Below are 22642 nucleotides of genomic sequence, written 5' to 3'. Positions count from 1 at the left end.
GTGCCGCCCCCCGCCCGCGGGCGGGGGGCGGGGTCAGTCGCGGACGATCAGGTAATTCATCCTCGCGGCCGCGATCGGCTTGTCGCGGTCGTCCTGCCACGCGGTCGCCTCGACATTGGCAACGCGCGTGCCGAGCCGGGTGACCACGCCCGCCGCGCGCGTCGGCTTGTCGCGGCCGCCCCGCATGAAATCGACGGTGACGGTCACCGGCTTGATCCGCACGCTGGCGTCGTCAGGCCCCTCGGTCTCGATCGCATGGTAGAGCGCCGCGATCGCCGCGACCTCGAGCAGCCCCGATATCGCGCCGCCGTGGAGGAACCCGGGGCGGCCGATCACGTCGTCGCCGAACGGCATCAGCAGCACCGGCCGACCCTCCGCGTCGCGTTCGATCTCGACGCCCAGCGTTGCGGCATAGGGTGGCAGCGTGCTCACCATGACCCGAGCACCATGAACGTGCCCGCGACATGCGCAAGCGGATCGGCGGGATCGCCGTCATGCGCCTGGCCGCGGACGAACGCGATCGACCGGGTGATCCGGTAGCATTCGCCGCGCCCGATTACCGTCTTGCCGGGCGTCGCCGGGCGCAGATAATCGACGCGCAGGTCGAGTGTCGCATGCGGCACGAACGCCGCGCGGCGGATCCAGATCGCGATGCTGGCGGCCATGTCCATCATCGTGATGATCGGCCCCGACGCGATCACGCCGCTGGCCGGATCGCCGATCAGCTTTTCGTCATAGGGCAGCGCGAGCTCCGCCCAGTCCGCGCCATGCGCATGATAGCGCATCCCGAGCGCGGCGCCGTGCCCGCCGAACCCGTGTCGTGTAAACCGCTCTGCGTCGAAGCCATCCATGCCCCGACCTCTACACGCCAGCGACCGCCACGCAACATTGCCGCACATGCGGGGCGGGGCTAGCATCGGGCGCAACGAGATCAGGAGAGAGGATCGCCATGAACGACCGGGTCACCATCGCCGTCGCGGACGGGATCGCCGATGTCCGCCTCAACCGCGCGGACAAGATGAACGCGATCGACCCCGCGATGTTCGAGGGGATCGCCGCAGCGATCGACCGGCTGGCGGGGATGGCCGAGGTGCGCGTCGTCGTGCTGTCGGGCGAGGGTCGTGCGTTCTGCGCCGGGCTCGACATGGCGTCGATGGCGGGCGGCGGGTCGGGCCTGTCGCTCGACGATCGGACGTATGGCGATGCGAATCTGGTGCAGCAGGTCGCCTGGGGCTGGCGGACGTTGCCGATGCCGGTGATCGCTGCGGTCCACGGCGTCGCGTTCGGTGGCGGGTTCCAGATCATGTCGGGCGCCGACATCCGCATCGCCCATCCGCAGGCGCGGTTCGCGATCCGCGAGACGCATTGGGGGCTGGTACCCGACATGGCGGGGATAGCGCTCTGGCGGACGCTGGCGCGCGACGACGTGCTGCGTGAGCTGACCTATACCGCGCGGGAGTTCGACGGGGCGGAGGCGCTGCACCACGGCTTCGTCACGCGGCTGGACGAGGATCCCCGCGCCGCCGCGATGACGATGGCCCGCGAGATCGCCGCGAAGAATCCGCAGGCGATCCGGGGCTCGAAGGCACTCTATGGCATAGCCGCGGATGCCGACGCCGCGGCGATCCTGCGCGCCGAAAGCGACGCGCAGGGGCAGGTAATGCGCAAGCCCAATCAGATCGAACAGGTCCAAGCCAATCTCGAAAAACGCGCGGCGGTGTTCGTCGACTAGGCGCTACTTCATCAGGACGAGCTCTTCCGCCATCGTCGGGTGCAGCGCGACAGTCGCGTCGAAATCGGCCTTGCTGAGCCCCGCCTTCACCGCCACCGCGGCGGACTGGAGGATCTCGGGGCAGTCGGGGCCGATCATGTGAATGCCGACGACGCGGTCGGTCTCGCCGTCGCAGATCATCTTGTAGAGCGAGCGCTCGTTGCGCCCCGCCAGTACGTTCTTCATCGGCCGGAAGTCCGAAGTGTAGACCTTCACCGAGCCCAGTGCCTGCTTGGCCTGCGATTCGGTCATGCCGACGCCGGCCATTGGCGGGTGGCTGAACACCGCGGCGGGGACGTTGGCGTAGTCGACGCGGGTCGGCTTGTTGCCGAAGAAGGTGTCGGCGAACGCCTGCCCCTCGCGGATCGCGACCGGGGTCAGCTGGATACGGTTGGTGACGTCACCGACCGCGAAGATGCTGTCGCAGCTCGACTTGTTGTCGTCATCGACCACCACCGCGCCCGCCGCGTCGAGTTCGACCCCGGCCGTCTCGAGCCCGAGGCCCTTGGTGTTCGGCAGGCGCCCGGTCGCGAACAGGACGAGATCGACGACGATCGGCTCGTGTCCGCTGGTATGCACGGTCAGGCAACCGTCCTCGCCCTTGTCGATCCCCTGGAACGCCGCGTTGAAGCGGAAGTCGATGCCCTTGCTCATCGAGATCTGGAGCAGCCGGTCGCGGATCGATTCGTCATAGCCGCGCAGGATCACGTCGGTCCGGTTGATCAGCGTGACGTGCGATCCGAACTGATGGAAGATGCCGGCGAATTCATTGGCGATATAGCCAGCGCCCGCGATCAGCACGCGCTTCGGCACGTCGTCGAGATGGAACACCTCGTTCGAGGTGATGCCGTGCTCGGCACCGGGGCAGTCCGGCACCAGCGGGTGCGCGCCGACCGCGATCAGGATTTTCGCCGCGGTCTTCTTGCTGCCGTCGGCAAGTGTGACTTCGTTGGGGCCCGAGACGACCGCGCGTTGGTGGATGATGTCGACATGGTTGTTCTCGAGCGTCTGGGTGTAGGCGCCGTTGATCCGGTCGACCTCCTCCATCACGTTGTCGCGCAGCGTCGGCCAGCTGAACGCGCAATCGTCGGGCACCTGCCAGCCGAAGCGCTTGGCGTCCTTCAGGTCCTCGGCGAAATGCGCGCCGTAGATCAGCAGCTTCTTGGGCACGCAGCCGCGGATGACGCAGGTGCCGCCGACGCGATATTCCTCGGCAACCGCGACGCGCGCGCCATGCGCGGCGGCAACGCGCGATGCACGCGTGCCGCCCGAGCCGGCGCCGATGACGAAGAGGTCATAGTCGAATTGGGTATCGGTCACGGGCTATCCTTGTACGTCGCGCTGCGGCTTTGGATGCCATCTGGGGCAGGGGGGATGCGCGGACAAGACCGGTGCGGCGATCAGGGTGATCGGCTGGCTCTATCGCCGACCCGCCCTGCGCATCGGCATCGCGTCGATCGTCCGCTCCAGCAGGGCGGCGGGGAAGGGGTGTGCGCTGCGCAGTTTCTCACCGCCATCTTTGCCGATGAGGATCGCGGTGAAGGTCCCGGGAAGGCGGAACTTGCGGCGCAGCGCGGGGGCGGTGTCGCCGGCGCCGCGAACCTGATCGCCGACGATTTCGACGACAGCGAGGTCGCGCTCGTCGCGTTTCGCAGTCCAATTGTCGAGGATGCGGCGCTGCTCGGCGAGTTCCGGGTCCTGCGGGGCGGGGGCCGCAACGATCAACACGCGGCGATCCCAGCGCATCTGCGCGAGGGTGGGAGAGGCGGCGAGCGCTACGGCGAGGAGGATGGGCATAGCGCGGTAACGCTCGAGGCGCGCGCACGGTCCTCCCAAATACCACCCCGGCGAAGGCCGGGGAGGCGGAGTGGGGTGGGGCGCACTCGGCGCACGCCCACCCCAAAAATCACCCGAAGGCGCGCTTGATCAAATCGTCGGTCGAAGGATCGAACGTCTGCCCGCCCTTCTCCGCGGCCTTCGCCATTTCCTTGCCCAGCTCCACCCCGAACTGGTCGAACGAGTTGATCCCCAGCAGCACGCCGTTCACGAACACGCGGTGCTCGTAGAACGCGATCAGCGCGCCGAGCGTGCGCGCGTCGAGATCGTCGAGCAGCAACGTCGACGACGGCCGGTCGCCCGAATAGCTGCGCGCCGGATCCTCGACCTGCTTGCCCGCCATCAACGCCGCACCCTGCGCAAAGGCGTTGAGCAACAGCGCCTTGTGATGCTCCTCGGGCAGCGTGTCGCCGGCCTCGATCGACGCGACGAACTCGACCGGCACCAAGTGCGTGCCCTGGTGGAGCAGCTGGAACACCGCATGCTGCGCCTCGGTGCCGACCCCGCCCCAGGTGATCGCCGCCGAAGGCCGCCCGAGCGGCTGGCCGTCCGCGGTCACCGACTTGCCGTTCGACTCCATCTCCAGCTGCTGGAGATAGCTCGGCAGCAGCCGCAACCGCTCGTCATAGGCGAAGGTCGCACGCGTCTCGGCATGGCGGATCTGCGTGTAATAAAGGTCGGCGAACGCGGCGAGCGCCGGCGCATTCTCGTGCAGCGCGGCGAGGCGGAAATGGCGGTCCATCTCAGCCGCCCCCTCGAGCAGCTCCTCGAACCGGTCCCAGCCGAGCGCGATTGCGGCGGGAAAACCGATCGTCGACCAGAGCGAGTAGCGCCCGCCGACGCTCTCGGCGAACGGCAGGATCCGCGTCTCGTCGACGCCCCATTCCATCGCCTTTTCGGGCGCCGCGGTCAGCGCGATCACGCGGCCGTACGGATCCTCGACATTATGCTCGTTCATCCACTGAAGCACCGCTTCGGCGTTCATCAGCGTTTCAGTCGTGGTAAACGTCTTCGACGCGACCACCAGCAACGTCGCGGCCGGATCGAAGCGTTCGAACACGTCCTCCAGTGCGACGCCGTCGACATTGGCGACGATCCCGACATCATAACGCTTGTCGTCGCGCCCGAGCGAGTCGACCAGCAATTGCGGCCCCAGCGCGGACCCGCCGATGCCGACGTGCAGGATATGCCGCACGGGGCCGAGCGCATCCGCCTCGATCGCGTCGATCAGCGTGCGCATCCGCGAATGGCTCGCCTGTGCAATCGCGACGCTCTCGGGCTTGCCCTCACCGCGCTCGGCGGTGTGCTCGACCGCGCGGCCCTCGGTGACGTTGACGATCTCGCCCGCGAACATCGCCTGGCGCTTGCCCAACAGGTCCTGCGCCTTGGCCATCTCCTCGAACGCGCTGATCATGTCCGCGGTCAGGTGGGTCTTCGACCAGTCGAAGTGGATGCCTGCGACGTCGAGGCTCAGCTTGGACAACCGCTCAGAGTCGGCGGCGAACAGGTCGGTGAGTTTGGCGGCGGGCAGGGCTTCGAGTTTGGACCAGTCGGCGGTCATGCAAAGTCTCCGATTTGGAATTCGTGCGCACCGATACGGCGACGCGGGCAAGAACACCATAACGTCCCGGGAGGCGATTGGGTCTCCGGGGGTGTCCGGATCGTATCCGGACATGGCGGATGCTGCATATGCTTGACGGCGCGCGCCGGTTGAGCAAACCCGCGGCCATGGCAAAAGACGCGAAGACCAAACCGGCCCGATCCGAAACCGCAGAGACGTTCCGCTTCCTGCTGAAGCTGGCGGTGGTCGTATTGATCCTGCGCAGCTTCATCTTCGCGCCGTTCAGCATTCCGTCCGAATCGATGCTGCCCCGGCTGCTGATCGGCGATTATCTGTTCGTGTCGAAGTGGAGCTACGGCTATTCGCGCTGGTCGCTGCCGGGTGGCGTGCCGTTGATCCCGGGGCGGATCTTCGGCAGCACGCCGACGCGCGGCGATGTCGTCGTCTTCCGCGCGCCCGAAGTGCTCGATCACGACGTCATCAAGCGCGTGATCGGCCTGCCCGGCGAGACGGTGCAGATGCGGCAGGGGACGCTGTACCTGAACGGCACCGCGATCCCCAAGGCGCGGATCGCCGACTTCACGATCCCGCTGACCGCCAATTTCGATGCGGAGAAATGCGGCGCGCCGTTCGTCGACGTCGCCGACGGCGTCCAGATCTGTCGCTATCCGCGCTACCGCGAGACGCTGCCCGGCGGCCGCAGCTATTCCGTGCTCGACCAGGCGCAGCTGCCCGATCGCGACGACACGGGTGTCTATACGGTGCCTGCAGGCCATATCTTCGTGATGGGCGACAACCGCGACGACAGCGGTGACAGCCGGTTCCCCGCACCAAGCGGGATGGGCTATGTCCCGCTCGAGAATGTCGAGGGCAAGGCAGTCGTCAGCTTCTTCTCGACCGACGGCAATGCCGAATGGCTGAAACCCTGGACCTGGGTCAGTGCCGCACGCTGGGAGCGGATCGGGGAAGGCTTTTGAGCGATCTCGGCGACTGGCTGGCGGGCGTATTCGGTCGCCGGCCGCGCGATCTGGCACCCTATGAGCGCGCATTGACGCATGGCAGCCAGGCGAAGGCGAATTACGAGCGGCTCGAATTTCTCGGCGACCGCGTCCTGGGGCTGATCGTCGCCGAATGGTTGTACGAACTGTTCGCGACCGATCCCGAGGGGTCGCTGTCGAAACGGCTGAACGCGCTCGTCACGGGCCCGGTCTGTGCCGAAGTGGCGCGCGAACTCGGGGTGCGCGCACATCTGAAGCTCGGCAAGCAGGCGCGCGACGACGGCGCCAGCGACAGCGACAATGTGCTGGGCGACGTGATGGAGGCACTGATCGGCGCCTGGTACCAGGAGGCAGGGCTCGACGCCGCACGTGCGTTCGTCCGCGGCGCCTGGGGGGACCGCGTCCAGGCCGGTGCCAAGGCGCCGCAGCACCCCAAGTCCGCGCTTCAGGAATGGGCGGCCGCGCATAACCGCAAGCCGCCAGAATATACGATCGTCGAGCGTACCGGCCCCGGCCACGCGCCCAAATTCACGATGCTGGTCTCGATCGGCAAACTCGCCGAAGCGACGGCGACCGGCTCGAGCAAGCAGGAGGCCGAAACCGCGGCGGCCAAGGCGTTGCTGGAGAAGCTGGGCTAAGAAGGCTTTTGTTCGCGCGGAGACGCGGAGGACGCGGAGGGGGGCCGCGATTGGAACTCCGGTCCTGCCCCGAACGACTCCGAGTTGATCGACGGCGCATAATCGCAGACGGCGCGAGTCCCATCCACACCATCTCCGCGCCTCCGCGCCTCCGCGTGAACCAAACTGCCTTGTCGCGACGCGATGACGGACAGCCGTTTTCGCTGTACAGGTGCCCGCAACACCAGTTCGAAAAGAGCATATGTGACTGAAACGAATACCAAGCCCGACCCGAAGCATTGCGGCCTAGTCGCCATCGTCGGCGCCCCGAACGCAGGCAAGTCGACGCTCGTCAACGCGCTCGTCGGCCAGAAGGTCGCGATCGTCAGCCCCAAGGCGCAGACCACGCGCGCCAAGCTGATGGGCGTCGCGATCGAAGGCGACACGCAGATCCTGCTGGTCGACACACCCGGCATCTTCGAGCCCAAGCGCCGGTTCGACCGCGCGATGGTCGCCGCCGCCTGGGGCGGCGCTGAGGGCTCGGACATCATCGCGCTGGTGGTCGACGCCAAGGGCGGGATCGGCGGCAAGGTCACGACCATCGTCGAGTCGCTGGTCGGCCGACCTGAGCCGATCTGGCTGATCCTCAACAAGGTCGATCTCGCCGACAAGACCAAGCTGCTGATCCACGCGGAAAAGCTGAACGCGCTGCTTCCCTTCGCCGAGACGTTCTTCATCAGCGCGGGCACCGGCGACGGCCTTGCGCACTTCAAGACGCAGCTCGCCAAGGCGATGCCCGAAGGTCCGTGGCATTATCCCGAAGACCAGGTCTCCGACTCGACCGAGCGCGCGCTCGCCTCCGAAGTGACGCGCGAGCAGCTCTATCTCCAGCTCCACGCCGAGCTCCCCTATGCGAGCACGATCGAGACCGAGCAGTATATCGAGCGCCAGGACGGGTCGCTGGAGATCCACCAGCAGATCCTCGTCGAACGCCCGACGCAGCGCGCGATCGTGCTCGGCAAGGGCGGCGTGCGGATCAAGGAAATCGGCGCCCGCTCACGGATCGAACTCGCCTCGATCACCGGCAAGCCGGTACATCTGTATTTGCACGTCAAGGTGAAGCCGGGCTGGGACGAGGACCGCGAAGTGTACCGCGATATAGGCCTCGACTGGGTCGACTGACCCGCGACCACGACCACCACCACCACACTCCACCCCGGCGGAGGCCGGGGCCCAGTTGGGGGACGGGCGTCACTACGGACAGCGCTCCGTTATTCAGGCCTTCCCAACTGGACCCCGGCCTTCGCCGGGGTGGTAGCGTTCGGGCGGATGACAGAGTTCGGCTCGGCACTCCGTCACGCTCATGCCCATTGTACCAAACCCGCGACCTCCTGAAATCTATTGATGCTACCGTAGACCTCACCGGCTGACCCGGACGAGGACCACGCGATGCCGACCCTGATCGATGCGACGTCCGCGATCCGCTACGACCAGTTGCATCTGTCGCCGGTGGCTCTGGATTTCGGCCTGTTCCAGCTCCGATGGTACGCGCTCAGCTATATCGCGATGATCGCGCTGGGCTGGTGGTATCTGCGGAGGATGCTCCGCCGGTCCGGTGCGCCGATGGCGGCGGGGCATGTCGACGATCTCGTCGTCTACCTGACGCTTGGCATCATCTTCGGTGGTCGGCTCGGCTATTGCGTGTTCTACCGGCCCGATATCTGGCGCGCGCCGCTCGACGTGCTGAAGCTCTGGCAGGGCGGCATGTCGCTGCATGGCGGGTTCCTCGGGGTGATCGTCAGCCTGGTCCTGTTTACGCGGCGCCACCGGCTGTCGCTGCTCCGGGTGTGCGATTACGTCGCGTGTGCGACGCCGTTCGGCCTGGTGCTGGTGCGGATCGCCAATTTCGTGAACGGGGAGTTGTGGGGTCGGCCAAGCTCGCTTCCCTGGGCGGTGATCTTTCCCGGCACGCATGACGGCATTCCACGCCACCCAAGCCAGCTCTACGAAGCCGCGCTGGAGGGCGGACTCAGCATGATCGTGCTGGCCTATCTGTTCTGGCGCACCGACGCGCGGCTTCGTCCCGGACACCTGCTCGGCGCGGCGCTGATCCTGTACGGCACCGCGCGGTTCCTGCTCGAATTCGTCCGCCAGCCCGATGCCGGGCTCGACCATCTGTGGTGGGGGCTGACGATGGGGCAGACGCTGAGCGTGCCGATGATCGGCGCGGGCATCTGGTTTTACGTCCGGTCGCTCAAGCGCGCGCGCGTCGCGGCCGTCCTTACCCCTTGACTATCGCCCCAGGACCTCATCGACCCAGGCCGGTACCAGCATTCCGGCCGCGCCGATCCGCGTCTCCTCGAAAAACACGCTCCCCATCGAGGGGTCGAGGTTCAGCTCCACGGTAGCGGCGCCGTGATAGGCCGCGGTCTGCACAAAGCCGGCCGCCGGATAGACCGCCCCCGACGTCCCGATCGACACGAACAGATCGGCCTGCGCCAGCGCCGCCTCGATCCGCTCCATCTGGTACGGCATCTCGCCAAAGAACACGATGTCGGGCCGCAGCGCCGCCGACCCGCAGGCGCCGCATATCGACCCCTCCGGCAAGCTGCCGGCCCAGGGCTCGCGCGCGCCGCAGACGGCACATAGCGCGGACAGCAGTTCGCCATGCATGTGCAGCATCCGCGTCGCGCCCGCCCGCTCATGCAGATCGTCGACATTCTGCGTGACGATCAGCAATCCGCCGCCCCACGCTTCGTCCAGCCGCGCCAGCGCACGGTGCGCGGCATTGGGCTCGACCGTCGCCAGCGCCGCCCGACGGAGATCGTAGAAGCGGTGCACCAGCTCCGGATCCGCGGCGAGTGCCTCGGGGGTGCAGACATCCTCGACCCGGTGACCTGCCCATAGGCCGCCCGGGCCGCGGAACGTCGCGATGCCGCTTTCGGCAGAAATTCCTGCACCCGTCAGAATGACGATGTTTCGTAGATCCTGCATCGTCACCCTCTACGTATGGCGCTGTCGCCAGGATAGCCGCAGTCGCGCTGATATCTCGCGTCTCTGAGCATCGGGTCGCGGGATGCGCCCGGTTGCTCGTTTACGGCGTTGAACCGAACCGACCATGTCTTTGTGGCCGGCCGCACACCGTTCGCCGATGCCGTCACGGCACCGCGCGCCATGATATTCGAAGGATCCAATGCGATGGTGACGAAAAAACTGATGCTGTTGAGCGGCGTGATCGCGGTCCTTGGCGGCTGTGGCGACACGACATCGACCGGCGCCAACACTGCCACCGTCAATACCAGCGCGGCGGCAAGCGCAGCGTCCGACGTCACTCGCGTTCGCGGCGTGATCACCGCGGTCGGCGCCGACGCGGTGACCGTGCAGACCTATGACGGCAAGTCGGTCAGCGTTCCGCTCGATGCCAAGACCAAGGTCGCCTGGGTGGTGAAGTCGGACCTGTCGACGCTGAAGGACGGCGACTTTATCGGTACCGCGACGACCGGTCCCGATGACGCACTGCGCGCGGTCGAGCTCGTCATCTTCCCCGAGGCGATGCGCGGGACCGGCGAGGGCCATTATCCCTGGGACGTTCCCGGCGTGGTCGCGGCCGCTGGCGGCGGCGCGGCCGATGGGCAGAGCGCGATGACCAACGGCACCGTCGACGGGCAGACCGCGATGACCAATGGCACGGTCGATCAGCAGAGCGGGATGACCAACGGCACGGTGACCGGCGGGGCGGGCAAGCCCGGCGAAACCAAGCTCAGCATCTCGTACAAGGGCGGCAAGGCGCAGGTCGTCGTGCCCGTCGGCACGCCGATCGTCCGGTTCGAGCCGGCCGAGCGATCGGTCCTTGCAAAGGGCCAGAAGCTGTTCGCGATCACCTTGGCCGGCGCGTCGGGGGCGAGGTCCGTCGCGGTCGGCAAGGATGGCCTGACGCCGCCGATGTAAGACTGCTGCACGTAATCACAGCCTGAGGGGCTGGAGTGGTGATGTGTCCACTCCAGCCCCTTTTGTTTGGAGAACCTTACACGTCGGATCTCGTGCAGGCGCGGACGTCGTGGCGGGTCGCGCGGCGATCCCCCGACCAACCCTATCTTCATAAATCACCCGATCGCCGCTAAGACGCCTGCAAACCCGTATCCGTAAAGGCGCTGCATGACCGTCATCACCGAAGCCGACCTGATCGAAAGCGTCGCCGACGCGCTCCAGTTCATCAGCTACTACCATCCGATGGACTACATCCGTGCGCTGGGCGTCGCGTACGAAGCCGAGCAGAGCCCCGCCGCCAAGGATGCGATCGCGCAGATCCTGACGAACAGCCGGATGTGCGCAGAAGGCCACCGCCCGATCTGCCAGGATACCGGCATCGTCACGATCTTCGTGAAATGGGGCCAGGACTGCCGTCTCGATTCGACCCGCTCCTTGCAGGAGGTGATCGATGAAGGCGTCCGCAAGGCGTATCTCAACCCCGAGAACAAGCTGCGCGCCTCGATCCTCGCCGATCCCGCCTTCACGCGCCGCAACACCAAGGACAACACGCCCAGCGTGATGCATGTCGAGATGGTGCCCGGCAACACCGTCTCGATCGACGTCGCTGCCAAGGGCGGCGGCAGTGAGAACAAGTCGAAGTTCAAGATGATGAACCCGAGCGATTCGATCGTCGACTGGGTGCTCGAGATGATCCCGCAGATGGGTGCGGGCTGGTGCCCGCCGGGGATGCTCGGCATCGGCATCGGCGGCACCGCGGAAAAGTCGATGATCCTCGCCAAGCAGTCGCTGATGGGCGCGATCGACATGGCGCAGCTGAAGGAACGCGGTCCGAAGAACGACATCGAGGCGCTGCGGATCGAGATCTACGACAAGGTCAACGCGCTCGGCATCGGCGCGCAAGGGCTGGGCGGGCTCTCCACCATCCTCGACGTCAAGATCTTCGACTGGCCGACGCATGCCGCGTCGAAGCCGGTCGCGATGATCCCGAACTGCGCCGCCACGCGCCATGCGCATTTCGTGCTCGACGGGTCGGGGCCGGTGTATCTGGAGGCACCGAAGCTCGAGGAATGGCCTGACGTCAACTGGACGCCCGACAAGGCCGCGATCCGGGTCGACCTCGACACGCTGACTCCCGAGGTCGTGCAGACGTGGAAGCATGGCGACCGGCTGCTGCTGAACGGCAAGATGCTGACCGGGCGCGACGCCGCGCACAAGCGGATCGCCGACATGCTGGCCAGGGGCGAGGAGCTGCCCGTCGATTTCCGTGGTCGCGTGATCTATTATGTCGGGCCGGTCGATCCGGTCGGCGACGAGGTGGTCGGGCCCGCGGGCCCCACTACCGCGACGCGGATGGACAAGTTCACGCGCATGATGCTCGACCAGGGCCTGCTCGCGATGGTCGGCAAGGCCGAGCGCGGCGGCGATGCGACCAAGGCAATCGCCGAGGCCAAGTCGGCCTATCTGATGGCGGTCGGCGGTGCGGCCTATCTGGTAGCGCGCGCGATCAAGGGATCGAAGGTCGTCGGCTTCGAGGATCTGGGTATGGAAGCGATCTACGAATTCGAGGTCGCCGATTTCCCGGTGACGGTCGCGGTCGATTCGGCGGGCGAGAACGTCCACCAGCTGGCGCCGCTCGTCTGGCGCGAGAAGATCGCGCGGGAGGGGCTGCTCGCGCCGGCGTGACCGTTCGTCCTGATGACGTGGAACGGGCAGGGCAGCCCTTCCGTTGAGCTTGCGAACCAGAGGAGTTTCGTATGTTCAAGCCCGCCAACCCCGTCGTCGCGATCGCGGTCGCAACATTGATGACGACGAGCGCCGTTGCCCAGAGCGGGGCACCCGCGCCCGCGCCGCGTACGTCCAGCGGGGGCCTCGGTAGCTTGGGTGACAGTCTTGGCGGGCTCGGCGGCGGACTGGGTGGCCTGCTTGGCGGTGGCGCGTCGAGCATCGGTTCGATCGGGGCTGGCAATGCAGCAGGTCTGCTAGGCTATTGCCTCAAGAACAACCTGCTCGGTCAGGGCGGCGCACTAGGCGCGTTAACGGGGCGGCAAACGGCGCCCCAGACCCGGACGCAGTCCCCTGCGACGGGCCAGGCGGCAGGCGCGCAGTCGATCCTGCAGCGGTTGACCGGGCGGCAGGGCGTGCGGACGTCGCCTGGCTTTGCAGCGGGACAGGCGGGGGAGCTTCAGGCGCCGAACGGTCAGGGGCTGTCGCTCGACAATCTCGGCGGACAGGTGAAGACGAAGATGTGCAGCCTCGTGCTCAACCGGGCCAAGGCGTTTCTGTAACCGGCGCATGCGCTAGGGCGGCTAGCCGTCGCCCGTCCCGTCATCCTGACGAAAGTCAGGATCCAGGGTAATTAGGGGCAACCTGCGTGGCTCTGGATCCTGACTTTCGTCAGGATGACGGTGTGGGTTGGGGGAGCACCGTTCTCTTAAGGATGCGGGGCAACGTCCGCATCCTCCAAACAAAACCACCCAGAAATGAAAAGAGGTTGCCGGGGCGTCTCACGACGACCCGACAACCTCCTGACATGGTCAGCGGCCGGAGAGCTCCAGCCCGGAGGACCATGCGTACCACCTCATCCTGTGCCATGCGCGTTGATTGGAGGGCGATACCTCCCGCACATGCCGTCGGATATCAGTAGCGCGTCCCCCGAACGAACCGAACCGAACTCACTGCTGAACCATGAGACATCGGATCACCTCCTTTCGCTTGTTGAAACAACGCGGCCAAGCCTGACCGCAACCGCAATGTGTGCCGGGTGCCCTGTTGATACAAGTCTTGTTTTGCAGAAGATTTCGCGCAATCCTCAAAGGCTGTGCGGCACGCTGGGCATATGCCCGCCCTTACCCGCGACAATCCTCGGTCACGCGTTCGATCTCCGCCCATGAGGGGATGACGAGAGCGGGCTGACCCTCCTGGTCGATCACGAACCGACCGCGGCTGAACCCCATCGCCTCGAGCAGCGGATCGCGGGCCGGCAGCGTCGCCGTCACGGTGCCGGGCGTGCTGCCGGGCTGGACCGACAGCGCGCGCGTGACGCTCGACGTGCGGATCGTCATCGGCGTGGCGGCCGCGGCGGCGCGCGACAGATGGATTTGCCGCGTGCCGGTATCGCACTGCAATGTCAGCGCGGGCTGCGCCGCCTGCGTTCCGAAGCTTGCCACCGATCCGCGCGGATCGCGGCGATAGGTCCAGCTTCCCGGCGTATAGGGCCAGTCGCGCCAATCCGCCGCGAGCGGGGCGGGGCGTGGTGCGGGGGCGGGCGCTTCGACGCGCGGTGGTGGTGGCGGCGGTTCGGCGTGCGGCGGCGCAACGCAACCGGCGATCAGCGTCAGCGTGGCGAGGCCGGCGGCGATGGGCCAGCCAGCGGCGATAGGGGTGTGGGCGCGCATAACCCGCTATGCGGCACGCCCGGCGACCGCTCAAGGCGCGACGACGGCGATCGCGCGGGAACCGGCGCACGCTGCTACCGGTTCAGCGACGGAACACTGCAAATCAGGAGACGATCCATGTCCGATACCGTTGCCCAGACCCCAACCCAGCTGCTGGTGCAGGCCAATATCTCGGGGACGATGAAGGTCGAGAGCCGCGATGGCGACGCGGTCGGGACGGTCTATGCCTTCATGGTGCACAAAGGGACCGGGCGCGCGACGCATGCCGTGCTGAGCCTCGGCGGGTTTCTGGGCATGGGCAAGAGCTTCTATCCGCTGCCGTTCGCGCTGCTCCAGTTCGATGCGGTGCGTGACCTGTATGTGGTGACGATCGACAAGCGCGTTCTGGAGGGCGGGCCGAGCTGGTCGAACAACGCACCGGTCTTCGACCAGGCCTATGCCGACCGGGTGGCGAGCTATTATGGATTGAGCAGCGAGGATCTGGTCGTCGGCTGACCCGCGCACGGTTCGACCCCTCCGTCATCCTGACGAAAGTCAGGACCCAGAGTTACTGACCGCAGTATCCGCGGCGTCTGGGCCCTGACTTTCGTCAGGGTGACGAAGAGGGGAATGGGCGGCTCAGCGAGAGCGCGAGCCACCCATCCGCATCTTCTGGCTTTTCCCGTAGCGCGTTTTCCGCGTGCCTGGCTTGCCCTCGTTCGAACGGCCCATGACCGGCGCCTTCTGCTGGTCCACCGGCAGGCCAAGCTCCTCGTTCTCCAGCTGCCGGATCTCGTCTCGCAGCCGCCCGGCGGTCTCGAACTCCAGATCCGACGCGGCCTTGCGCATCTGTTTTTCCAGATCCTCGATATACGCACGCAGGTTATGTCCGACCATGTGCGGGCGGTCCTCGTCTATAGGGACGGTGACCTGATCCTGGCTGGCGACATGCGCGATGATGTCGCCGATGTTGCGGCGGATCGTCGTCGGCGTGATGCCATGTTCGGTGTTGTACGCAACCTGCTTCTCGCGACGCCGCGCGGTCTCGTTCATCGCGCGCTCCATAGAGCCCGTGACGCGGTCGGCGTACAGGATCACGCGGCCGTCGACGTTACGCGCCGCACGACCAATCGTCTGGATCAGCGAGGTTTCGGAGCGCAGGAACCCCTCCTTGTCGGCATCAAGGATCGCGACCAGCCCGCATTCGGGGATGTCCAGCCCCTCGCGCAGCAGGTTGATGCCGATCAGCACGTCGTACACGCCGAGCCGTAGGTCCCGGATCAGCTCGATACGCTCGAGCGTCTCGACGTCGCTGTGCATGTAGCGGACCTTGATCCCCGCCTCGTGCATATATTCGGTAAGATCCTCCGCCATCCGCTTGGTCAGCGTCGTGACGAGCGTGCGATAGCCGAGCGCGGTGGTCTTCCCGACCTCGACGATCAGGTCCTGCACCTGCTCCTCGACCGGCTTGATCTCGACGGGCGGATCGATCAGCCCGGTCGGGCGGATGACCTGCTCGGCGAACACGCCGCCGGTCTGCTCCATCTCCCAGCTGCCCGGAGTCGCCGAGACATAGGTCGTCGGCGGGCGCATCGCGTCCCACTCGTTGAAGCGCAGCGGCCGGTTGTCGATCGCTGAGGGAAGGCGGAAGCCATATTCGGCAAGCGTCAGCTTGCGACGGTGATCGCCGCGCGACATGCCGTTGATCTGGCCGATCGTGACATGGCTCTCGTCGACGAACAGCAGCGCATTGTCGGGCAGATATTCGAACAAGGTGGGTGGCGGCTCGCCCGGCATGCGGCCAGTGAGGAAGCGTGAGTAATTCTCGATCCCCGCGCAAGACCCGGTCGCCGCGATCATCTCCAGATCAAAGTTTGTGCGCTGCTCCAGCCGCTGCGCCTCGAGCAACTTGCCCTCGAGCACCAGTTCCTTCAGCCGTTCGGCCAGCTCGTGCTTGATCGCCTCGCCCGCCTGTTTCAGCGTCGGGCCGGGCGTCACGTAATGCGAGTTCGCATAGACGCGCACCGAGTTGAGCGACGCGACCTTCTTGCCGGTCAGCGGGTCGAACTCGGTAATCTCCTCGATATCGTCGCCGAAGAACGAGATGCGCCACGCGCTGTCCTCGTAATGCGACGGGAAGATCTCGAGCGTGTCGCCCTTCACGCGGAAATTGCCGCGCTGGAACGCCGCGTCGTTGCGCTTGTACTGGAGCGCGACGAGCTTGCGCACGATCTCGCGCTGGTCGACCGTCGTGCCCTTTTTCAGGTCGAAGATCATCGCCGAATAGGTTTCGACCGAGCCGATGCCGTACAGGCACGAGACCGACGCGACGATGATCACGTCGTCGCGTTCGAGCAACGCGCGCGTCGCCGAATGCCGCATCCGGTCGATCGACTCGTTGGTCGAGGACTCCTTCTCAATATACGTGTCCGACCGCGCGACATATGCCTCGGGCTGGTAATAATCGTAATAGCTGACGAAATATTCGACCGCGTTGTCGGGAAAGAACGACTTCATCTCGCCGTAGAGCTGCGCCGCGAGGATCTTGTTCGGCGCGAGGATCAGCGCAGGCCGCTGCACGCGTTCGATCACACTCGCCATCGTGAAGGTCTTGCCCGATCCGGTGACGCCCAGCAGCACCTGATCCTTCTCGCCCTCGCCGATCGCCGAGACGAGTTCGGCGATCGCGGTCGGCTGGTCGCCCGCAGGCGCATAGTCGCTGACGAGCTTGAACCGCTTGCCACCCTCGACCTTTGCAGGGCGCGCGGTCGGGCGGTGCGGGACGAAGGTGTCGCCGGTTTCGGGTTCGGCGAGGCTGGTGCGGATCTGGATGGCCATCGAGGGGGAATATGGGGAACAGGTGGCACGACGACAACGCCGCCATTGCCGGCATTCGTCAATCCGCAAACACCCGTCATCCCCGCGAAGGCGGGGATCCATAGCCTACGCCGTCAGCATTTTAAGGGAGAGCGCTGCCGGTATGGGCTCCCGCCTGCGCGGGAATGACGGACGTTCTAATGCGGCGGCCATTGTGCGGCCCCAAGCTTTGCTAATGTTGACCCACTGCACGCGCATCCATAATGCGACCGTTTCGCAAGCCATCGACCCGCCGGCGCGACTCCGCGCGGCCAAGGAATAGACGCATGACCGCCGAAACCCTCGAAACCCGCGCGCCCGTGCTCATCCCGGAGACCCCCGCGTTCCTCAACGCCAAGGTTCTGTGGGTGCGCCACTGGAACGAGCATCTGTTCAGTTTCGCGATCGAGCGCCCGTCGACCTTCCGCTTCCGCTCGGGCGAATTCGTGATGATCGGCCTTCCGCAAGAGGGCGGCAAGCCGATCATGCGCGCCTATTCGATCGCGAGCCCGCATTATTCGGAAGAGCTCGAATTCCTGTCGATCAAGGTCGAGGACGGTCCGCTGACCTCGAAGCTCCAGCTGATCCAGCCGGGCGACGAGGTGTATCTGGGCAAGAAGCCGACGGGCACTTTGGTGCTCGACGCGCTGCTCCCGGGCAAGCGGCTGTTCATGTTCTCGACGGGCACCGGCCTTGCCCCGTTCCTCAGCCTGATGCGCGATCCCGATGTCTATTCGGCCTATGAGCAGGTGATCGTCGTGCACAGCGTGCGCCGCGTCAGCGACCTTGCCTATCACGACGAGATGGTCGCCTTGCTCGCCGAGGATCCGCTAATCGCCGAGGAGGCGGCTACGCAGTTCCACTACATCCCGACCGTCACGCGCGAGCCGTTCCGCACCACGCGGCGGATCGGTGCGCTGATCGAGGACGCGTCGCTGTTCGGCCATCCGGTGCGCGGCGACCAGAAGCTGAACCCCGAGACCGATCGCGCAATGCTGTGTGGATCGACCGAGATGATCAAGGAGTTCGCGGTGATGCTCGAGGCGCAGGGCTTCGAGGAGGGCGCGAATTCCAAGCCCGGTACGTTCGTGATCGAGCGCGCCTTCGTCGGCTGACCCGCCAGGGCGCTTGGCGCGCCGCCCGATCCCCGATAGCGTCCAGGCCAAAGGGGGACTGAAAATGCGCCAGATTATCACGGGGATCCTGCTCGCCACCGCCGCCATGCCATTGGCGGCGGTGGCAAAGACCGTCGCGGTCGAGGAACGCTCGATCGATCAGCTTCAGGCGAGCATGACGGCGGGGACGGCGAGCAGCGTCGATCTGGTCCGGGCGTATCTCGCGCGGATCGCGGCAATGGACCGCAAGGGGCCGACGCTGCGCAGCGTGATCGCGCTCAATCCCGATGCGCTGGCCCAGGCCAAGGCGCTCGACGCGGAGCGTCGGGCAGGGCGGGTGCGCGGGCCGCTGCACGGCGTGCCGGTGCTGATCAAGGACAATGTCGAGACCGCCGACGCGATGCCGACCACCGCGGGCAGCCTGGCGCTCAAGGACAATATGACGCGCCGCGACGCGCCCGTGGTCGCGCAGCTGCGCGCGGCGGGGGCGGTGATCCTCGGCAAGACCAACCTCAGCGAATGGGCGAACATCCGCTCGACCCGGTCGATGAGCGGGTGGAGCGCGGTCGGTGGGCTGGTCCGCAATCCCTATGCGCTCGATCGGACCGCATGCGGATCGTCGAGCGGGTCGGGCGCGGCGATCGCGGCGAGCTTTGCTGCGGCCGCGATCGGCACCGAAACCGATGGCTCGGTCGTGTGCCCGTCATCGATCAACGGGCTGGTCGGGCTGAAGCCGACGATCGGGCTGGTCAGCCGCACGCATGTCGTGCCGATCAGCCATAGCCAGGACACGCCAGGGCCGATGGCGCGCAGCGTGCGCGACGTGGCGACGATGTTCTCGGCGATGATCGCGGCGGACCCGGCGGATGCGGCGACCGCGGGGGCAGGCGCGTACAAGCGCGACTATGCCGCCGCCTTGTCGACGAGCGCGCTGTCGGGGTTGCGGATCGGGGTCGTCCGGCCCGAGATGACCGCGGACGTCGCGGCGCGGTACGAAGTCGCGCTGGGCATTCTAAAGGCCGCGGGCGCGGTGCTCGTCGAGGTCAAGCAGCCCAAGCTCGACGGGATCGGCGAGGCGGAGCTGCTGGTACTCCAGACCGAGCTGAAGGCCGATCTCGACACCTATCTGGCGACCACCCCGGCGGCGGTGCGGACCCGGACGCTCGACCAGGTGATCGCGTTCAATCGCGCCAATGAAGCAGCGGAGATGCCGTTCTTCGCGCAGGAGACGTTCGAGGCGGCGGCCAAGACCAAGGGGCTCGACGACCCGGCGTACAAGGCGGCCCGTGCGAAATCGCTGCGGCTGGCGGGCGCAGAGGGGATCGACGCGATGCTGACGACCGCGCGGGCGACGGTGCTCGTCGAGCCGACCTATGGTCCCGCCTGGCTCAGCGAGCCGGTGTACGGCGACCAATATGGCGGACCGAGCGCGAGCGAACTGCCCGCGGTCGCCGGCTATCCCAACCTGACCGTGCCGATGGGGCTTGTCCGCGGGCTGCCGGTCGGGCTGTCGTTCATCGCGACGCGCTACGGCGACGGCACCGTGCTGAACGCGGGCTATGCCTATGAACAGCGGGCCAACGCGCGGACCGCGCCGCGTTACCTGCCGTCGGCGGCGGTGGGCACCGGACTCGACGGGGCGCGCTGACCGGGGGCGACGAACATGCGGTCGTTGCGCAGATAGACGGCGCTGCGATCCTTCAGCCGGCGGGTGGTGAAGACGAGGCGATAGTCGCTCGCGAGCGTCGCTTTCAGCGCGCGCAGGCTGCCGACGTTCCAGATCGACAGGCGGCGCGTCGAGGTGACGATCACCGGCGGACGGTTGGCGAGGATGCGGCGGACCTCGGCCGCCTCGTCGATCCCGGTCGCGCCTTGCTCGGTCGACAGGCTGAGCAGGTTGGGAAAGGCGTAGGGCGTCGGCACACAGGTCCGCGCGAGCAGATAGGTGACGGTGTCGCCGCGGAACACATAGGGGCATTCGTCGCCGCTGTTCGCCTGGACGATGCGGGCCAGCGCATAGGCGCCGGCGGCGTCGTCGCGCCGGACGACGCGTTCGACCGCAAGGATCGTAAAGGGGACGATCAGCGCGATCGCTAGCAGCTTCGCATGGCGTGACAGCGCGGGCGCGGCGGCGATCGCCAGCGGAGCAACCAGCGGCAGGCCGTAATGATCGAAGAAGGTACCGATCGCGAGGAAGCCGAGCGACGCCGCGATCAGCCAGCCAAAGCCGAGCCGCGCGACCGCACGGTCGATCCCGAGATGCGCGCGGCGATGCCAGGTGATCGCGGCGGCGGCGATCAGCGGCAGCAGCTGGACGAGGATGCCGAGCAGTCGCATCACCACCTGCGCGAGCGGATAGCCGGGGCGCAGGAAGATCGAGGTGACGTTGGCGAACCAGAAGGTCGCGAACAGGTCGTGCGCGGTGTACCAGCCAAGCGCGGCGAACGACGGCGCGAGCCCGACGGCGATCCACAGCAGCGCCGCGCCCAGCGTCGCTGAGACCGGCGCGCCGGTGCGGCGGTGGAACCAGAGATGCGCCAGCCCGAAGAACGCGCCCTCGAAGGCGGGCGTGTATTTCATCTGGATCGCGATCCCTGCGAGCAGGCAGGCCAGCGCGCCGCCACGCACGATCGCGCGGCGGTCGTTCGCCGCCGCGAGTGCGGGCAGGCGGAAGGTCAGCAGCGCGGCGATGGCGATAGGCAGATTGTAGAAGACCGGCGCCTGCCCGCCGCCGCCGCTGAGCAGCGACAGCCCGGCCAGATAGGTCGCTCCCGCCGCCAGCGCACCACGCCGCGTCGCGCCGATCCGCATCGCGCCGTGATGAACGAGGACCGCAGTCAGCCAGGCGCAGCCGGTCGCGACGAGCTGATAGGCGAGGATCCCGTCGCCGGGGAGTAGCCGGATCGCCGCGAACAGCAGGAACAGCCCGATCGGCTTGCGATCCCAGATGTCGACAAAGGGAATCGCGCCGTGCAGCATACGGTCGCCGACTAGCAGATAATATTGCTCGTCGACGGCGATCACCGGATTGCCGAAATCCCAGACGCGGATCGCCAGCGCGATCATCAGCAGGATCAGCGCGGGGGTCCAGCGGGATCCGGACGATGCAGTCGTGGACGATGTCATCAGTAGAAAGTCCTGAGCGTTAGCGTGCGCGTCGTCCCGTCGCACAGCCCGAGTCGGACGACGCTGCCGGGCGGGCGGATGGTCCAGTCCGCCAGCGGGCTGGTCGGATAGTCGCGGGGGATGGGCTGGCCGTCGATCGAACAGATCAGGTCGCCGACCTGCCACCCGCTCGCCTCGGCCGGGCCGCCGCGCATCACGTGCAGAACCTTCAGCCGGTTGCTTTCGACCCCCATCAGCAGGCCGCTGGTCGACCGGATCGGGCGGGGATCGGCGACGTCACCGCGGTGCAGGACCATCCGCGCCGCGCTCGGGTCGAGCAGCACGCGATAATGCTGGAGAAACCCCGAGCCGAGCCGCCCGGCGGCGCCGATCGACTGCGAAAAGCCCGCCTCGGGTTCGATCCGCACCTCGGTGTCGCGCGCGACGAGCGTACCGACGCGGATCTCGGGGGCGATCGCGAGGCCGCTGACGACCGAGCCGCCGAGCCCATAGGCGATCGCCGTGGTGGTCGGCAGGCCCGGCGGTGCGGCGCGGCGCCAGCCCGCCGCGGTCACGGTGATCGCCGATCCGTCGCCGGTATCGACGACGATCGGCGCCAGCGCGTGCGTGCCTATGCGGATCGCGCTTTCATAGACGCGCCGATCGGACGAGATAGTCAGCGGCGCGGTCTCGCCCGCAAAGGGCAGCCGCCCGGTCGGGATCAGCCGGAAGCGGCGCGCGGCATAATCGATGTCGAGCGCGTGCGCGGCGAGCAGGTCGCGCCCGACCAGCAGGTCGACCGCGGTCGCGCTGCCGGTCGCGAGCGCGGGGAGGGCGGCAACACTGACGCCGCCGCCGCTGCGCGTCAGACCGCCGAGCGTGATCGACCGCGTCGGCATCCAGCGCAGCGCAACCGACCCGCCGATCGCGCTCGCCCGCCCGCCGGGCTTCAGCGCGCGGCGGACCACCGCGGGGGAGGTGTCGGCGAGCAACGTATAACTGACCCCCGTATCGAGGATCGCAGTGATGCTGCGCCCGTCGATCTGCATCGCGAACCGGATTTGGTTGCCCGGCGTCAGGTCGAAGGACACCCAGCGCGTCTCGGTATCGGCGGCGAGCCGAGCGACGCCCTGGTCGCGATCGGCGGGCGAGGTGCTCGGGGTAGAACTCCCGTGGATAGGCGCGGCCGCGGCCTGCGATGCCGGCTGCCGCGTCGCGATGCTTAGGGCCGCCAACAGCGGGACGATGGCGAGGGTAAGCATACGCATGTGCAACCGTCCCTAGCGCGTTGGCGGGGCCTTACAAGCTAGGCACGCGGACGGTGGGGCAGATGGATTTAAAGGGAAGGAAAGCGGACTCACGGCTTTCGCGGCTGCGTTGTGGGAGACCCACCGCCGAACGAGCCCGCCAATGCATCAA

General features: G+C 67.0%; 21 protein-coding genes. 11 read left to right on the top strand and 10 right to left on the bottom strand.

Translation table 11 applies throughout. The features are described 5' to 3' along the window. Positions 1–33 precede the first annotated feature (33 nt). Together NEF64_RS15190 and NEF64_RS15185 are read right to left on the bottom strand one after the other, a co-directional pair. A complete protein-coding gene (locus tag NEF64_RS15190) occupies positions 34–435 on the bottom strand; it encodes a PaaI family thioesterase (RefSeq protein WP_056405287.1) in 402 nt (133 codons plus the stop codon). Continuing rightward, the gene (locus NEF64_RS15185) at positions 429–851 is read right to left on the bottom strand and encodes a PaaI family thioesterase (protein ID WP_031440034.1); all 423 of its coding nucleotides are present in this window, start codon (positions 849–851) and stop codon (positions 429–431) included. Before NEF64_RS15185 ends, NEF64_RS15190 begins: the two co-directional genes overlap by 7 nt. Before the next feature lie 98 nt (positions 852–949). On the opposite strand from NEF64_RS15185, the gene NEF64_RS15180 reads away from it, so the two are divergent. Then, positions 950–1732, top strand: a complete 783-nt coding sequence (locus tag NEF64_RS15180; protein WP_056405289.1) for a crotonase/enoyl-CoA hydratase family protein — start codon at positions 950–952, stop codon at positions 1730–1732. A 3-nt stretch (positions 1733–1735) separates the two neighbouring features. On the opposite strand, the gene gorA is transcribed toward NEF64_RS15180, so the two are convergent. The 3 genes from gorA to pgi form a co-directional block, all read right to left on the bottom strand. Continuing rightward, on the bottom strand, positions 1736–3091 hold the full coding sequence (gorA, locus tag NEF64_RS15175; protein ID WP_107045966.1) for a glutathione-disulfide reductase: 1356 nt from the start codon (positions 3089–3091) through the stop codon (positions 1736–1738). Positions 3092–3190: 99 nt separating this feature from the next. After that, complete coding sequence (locus tag NEF64_RS15170) at positions 3191–3568, bottom strand: DUF4174 domain-containing protein (protein WP_031395169.1); 378 nt, start codon at positions 3566–3568, stop codon at positions 3191–3193. Positions 3569–3677: 109 nt separating this feature from the next. Continuing rightward, positions 3678–5168, bottom strand: a complete 1491-nt coding sequence (gene pgi / locus NEF64_RS15165; RefSeq protein ID WP_056405293.1) for a glucose-6-phosphate isomerase — start codon at positions 5166–5168, stop codon at positions 3678–3680. Between the two features lie 167 nt (positions 5169–5335). Here pgi and lepB point away from each other — a divergent pair, with 167 nt between their 5' ends. The 4 genes from lepB to lgt all read left to right on the top strand — a co-directional run bounded on the left by lepB (position 5336) and on the right by lgt (position 9075). Further along, the gene (lepB, locus tag NEF64_RS15160) at positions 5336–6145 is read left to right on the top strand and encodes a signal peptidase I (protein WP_031395171.1); all 810 of its coding nucleotides are present in this window, start codon (positions 5336–5338) and stop codon (positions 6143–6145) included. Further along, complete coding sequence (rnc, locus tag NEF64_RS15155; protein WP_031440039.1) at positions 6142–6804, top strand: ribonuclease III; 663 nt, start codon at positions 6142–6144, stop codon at positions 6802–6804. Before lepB ends, rnc begins: the two co-directional genes overlap by 4 nt. 243 nt (positions 6805–7047) lie before the next feature. Further along, positions 7048–7965, top strand: coding sequence for a GTPase Era (era, locus tag NEF64_RS15150; RefSeq protein WP_031395173.1), 918 nt, complete (start codon positions 7048–7050; stop codon positions 7963–7965). Between the two features lie 267 nt (positions 7966–8232). Continuing rightward, positions 8233–9075, top strand: coding sequence for a prolipoprotein diacylglyceryl transferase (lgt, locus tag NEF64_RS15145; RefSeq protein WP_056405295.1), 843 nt, complete (start codon positions 8233–8235; stop codon positions 9073–9075). On the opposite strand, the gene NEF64_RS15140 is transcribed toward lgt, so the two are convergent. Continuing rightward, complete coding sequence (locus NEF64_RS15140) at positions 9076–9777, bottom strand: NAD-dependent deacylase (protein WP_056405297.1); 702 nt, start codon at positions 9775–9777, stop codon at positions 9076–9078. Between the two features lie 204 nt (positions 9778–9981). Here NEF64_RS15140 and NEF64_RS15135 point away from each other — a divergent pair, with 204 nt between their 5' ends. The 3 genes from NEF64_RS15135 to NEF64_RS19280 all read left to right on the top strand — a co-directional run bounded on the left by NEF64_RS15135 (position 9982) and on the right by NEF64_RS19280 (position 13058). Further along, positions 9982–10731, top strand: coding sequence for a hypothetical protein (locus NEF64_RS15135; RefSeq protein WP_056405647.1), 750 nt, complete (start codon positions 9982–9984; stop codon positions 10729–10731). A gap of 207 nt (positions 10732–10938) precedes the next feature. Next, the gene (locus NEF64_RS15130) at positions 10939–12456 is read left to right on the top strand and encodes a fumarate hydratase (RefSeq protein WP_037531977.1); all 1518 of its coding nucleotides are present in this window, start codon (positions 10939–10941) and stop codon (positions 12454–12456) included. A gap of 71 nt (positions 12457–12527) precedes the next feature. Beyond that, positions 12528–13058, top strand: coding sequence for a DUF2501 domain-containing protein (locus tag NEF64_RS19280; protein ID WP_052149325.1), 531 nt, complete (start codon positions 12528–12530; stop codon positions 13056–13058). 561 nt (positions 13059–13619) lie between these two features. Here NEF64_RS19280 and NEF64_RS15115 read toward each other — a convergent pair. Then, a complete protein-coding gene (locus tag NEF64_RS15115) occupies positions 13620–14168 on the bottom strand; it encodes a hypothetical protein (RefSeq protein ID WP_056405299.1) in 549 nt (182 codons plus the stop codon). 117 nt (positions 14169–14285) lie between these two features. Here NEF64_RS15115 and NEF64_RS15110 point away from each other — a divergent pair, with 117 nt between their 5' ends. Next, the gene (locus NEF64_RS15110) at positions 14286–14663 is read left to right on the top strand and encodes a PRC-barrel domain-containing protein (protein WP_056405300.1); all 378 of its coding nucleotides are present in this window, start codon (positions 14286–14288) and stop codon (positions 14661–14663) included. Between the two features lie 123 nt (positions 14664–14786). Here NEF64_RS15110 and uvrB read toward each other — a convergent pair whose 3' ends face one another. Then, on the bottom strand, positions 14787–16985 hold the full coding sequence (uvrB, locus tag NEF64_RS15105; protein WP_031395810.1) for an excinuclease ABC subunit UvrB: 2199 nt from the start codon (positions 16983–16985) through the stop codon (positions 14787–14789). 305 nt (positions 16986–17290) lie between these two features. Here uvrB and NEF64_RS15100 point away from each other — a divergent pair, with 305 nt between their 5' ends. Then, positions 17291–18118 (top strand): ferredoxin--NADP reductase, encoded by an 828-nt coding sequence (locus NEF64_RS15100; protein ID WP_037530558.1) that lies wholly within the window; start codon positions 17291–17293, stop codon positions 18116–18118. 64 nt (positions 18119–18182) lie between these two features. Then, entirely contained in the window at positions 18183–19766 is a 1584-nt protein-coding gene (locus NEF64_RS15095) for an amidase (protein WP_056405302.1), read from the top strand. On the opposite strand, the gene NEF64_RS15090 is transcribed toward NEF64_RS15095, so the two are convergent. Together NEF64_RS15090 and NEF64_RS15085 are read right to left on the bottom strand one after the other, a co-directional pair. After that, positions 19718–21244: a hypothetical protein gene (locus NEF64_RS15090; protein ID WP_056405304.1), complete on the bottom strand. Its 1527-nt coding sequence runs from the start codon at positions 21242–21244 to the stop codon at positions 19718–19720. The genes NEF64_RS15095 and NEF64_RS15090 overlap by 49 nt on opposite strands. Next, on the bottom strand, positions 21244–22491 hold the full coding sequence (locus tag NEF64_RS15085) for a PDZ domain-containing protein (RefSeq protein WP_235516269.1): 1248 nt from the start codon (positions 22489–22491) through the stop codon (positions 21244–21246). Before NEF64_RS15085 ends, NEF64_RS15090 begins: the two co-directional genes overlap by 1 nt. Between the last annotated feature and the right edge of the window lie 151 nt (positions 22492–22642).

It is taken from the genome of Sphingomonas aerolata (assembly GCF_023935825.1).
Classification (GTDB): domain Bacteria; phylum Pseudomonadota; class Alphaproteobacteria; order Sphingomonadales; family Sphingomonadaceae; genus Sphingomonas; species Sphingomonas aerolata.
This window is presented reverse-complemented; position numbering and strand designations above follow the sequence as displayed.

Coding starts and splice junctions, on each gene's coding strand:
- NEF64_RS15085 (WP_235516269.1), bottom strand. CDS start 22,491: ATGCGTATGCTTACCCTCGCCATCGTCCCGCTGTTGGCGGCCCTAAGC.
- NEF64_RS15170 (WP_031395169.1), bottom strand. CDS start 3,568: ATGCCCATCCTCCTCGCCGTAGCGCTCGCCGCCTCTCCCACCCTCGCG.
- NEF64_RS15090 (WP_056405304.1), bottom strand. CDS start 21,244: ATGACATCGTCCACGACTGCATCGTCCGGATCCCGCTGGACCCCCGCG.
- lepB (WP_031395171.1), top strand. CDS start 5,336: ATGGCAAAAGACGCGAAGACCAAACCGGCCCGATCCGAAACCGCAGAG.
- NEF64_RS19280 (WP_052149325.1), top strand. CDS start 12,528: ATGTTCAAGCCCGCCAACCCCGTCGTCGCGATCGCGGTCGCAACATTG.
- NEF64_RS15130 (WP_037531977.1), top strand. CDS start 10,939: ATGACCGTCATCACCGAAGCCGACCTGATCGAAAGCGTCGCCGACGCG.
- NEF64_RS15135 (WP_056405647.1), top strand. CDS start 9,982: ATGGTGACGAAAAAACTGATGCTGTTGAGCGGCGTGATCGCGGTCCTT.
- lgt (WP_056405295.1), top strand. CDS start 8,233: ATGCCGACCCTGATCGATGCGACGTCCGCGATCCGCTACGACCAGTTG.
- NEF64_RS15115 (WP_056405299.1), bottom strand. CDS start 14,168: ATGCGCGCCCACACCCCTATCGCCGCTGGCTGGCCCATCGCCGCCGGC.
- uvrB (WP_031395810.1), bottom strand. CDS start 16,985: ATGGCCATCCAGATCCGCACCAGCCTCGCCGAACCCGAAACCGGCGAC.
- NEF64_RS15095 (WP_056405302.1), top strand. CDS start 18,183: ATGCGCCAGATTATCACGGGGATCCTGCTCGCCACCGCCGCCATGCCA.
- NEF64_RS15100 (WP_037530558.1), top strand. CDS start 17,291: ATGACCGCCGAAACCCTCGAAACCCGCGCGCCCGTGCTCATCCCGGAG.
- NEF64_RS15110 (WP_056405300.1), top strand. CDS start 14,286: ATGTCCGATACCGTTGCCCAGACCCCAACCCAGCTGCTGGTGCAGGCC.
- NEF64_RS15180 (WP_056405289.1), top strand. CDS start 950: ATGAACGACCGGGTCACCATCGCCGTCGCGGACGGGATCGCCGATGTC.
- NEF64_RS15190 (WP_056405287.1), bottom strand. CDS start 435: ATGGTGAGCACGCTGCCACCCTATGCCGCAACGCTGGGCGTCGAGATC.
- NEF64_RS15185 (WP_031440034.1), bottom strand. CDS start 851: ATGGATGGCTTCGACGCAGAGCGGTTTACACGACACGGGTTCGGCGGG.
- NEF64_RS15140 (WP_056405297.1), bottom strand. CDS start 9,777: ATGCAGGATCTACGAAACATCGTCATTCTGACGGGTGCAGGAATTTCT.
- pgi (WP_056405293.1), bottom strand. CDS start 5,168: ATGACCGCCGACTGGTCCAAACTCGAAGCCCTGCCCGCCGCCAAACTC.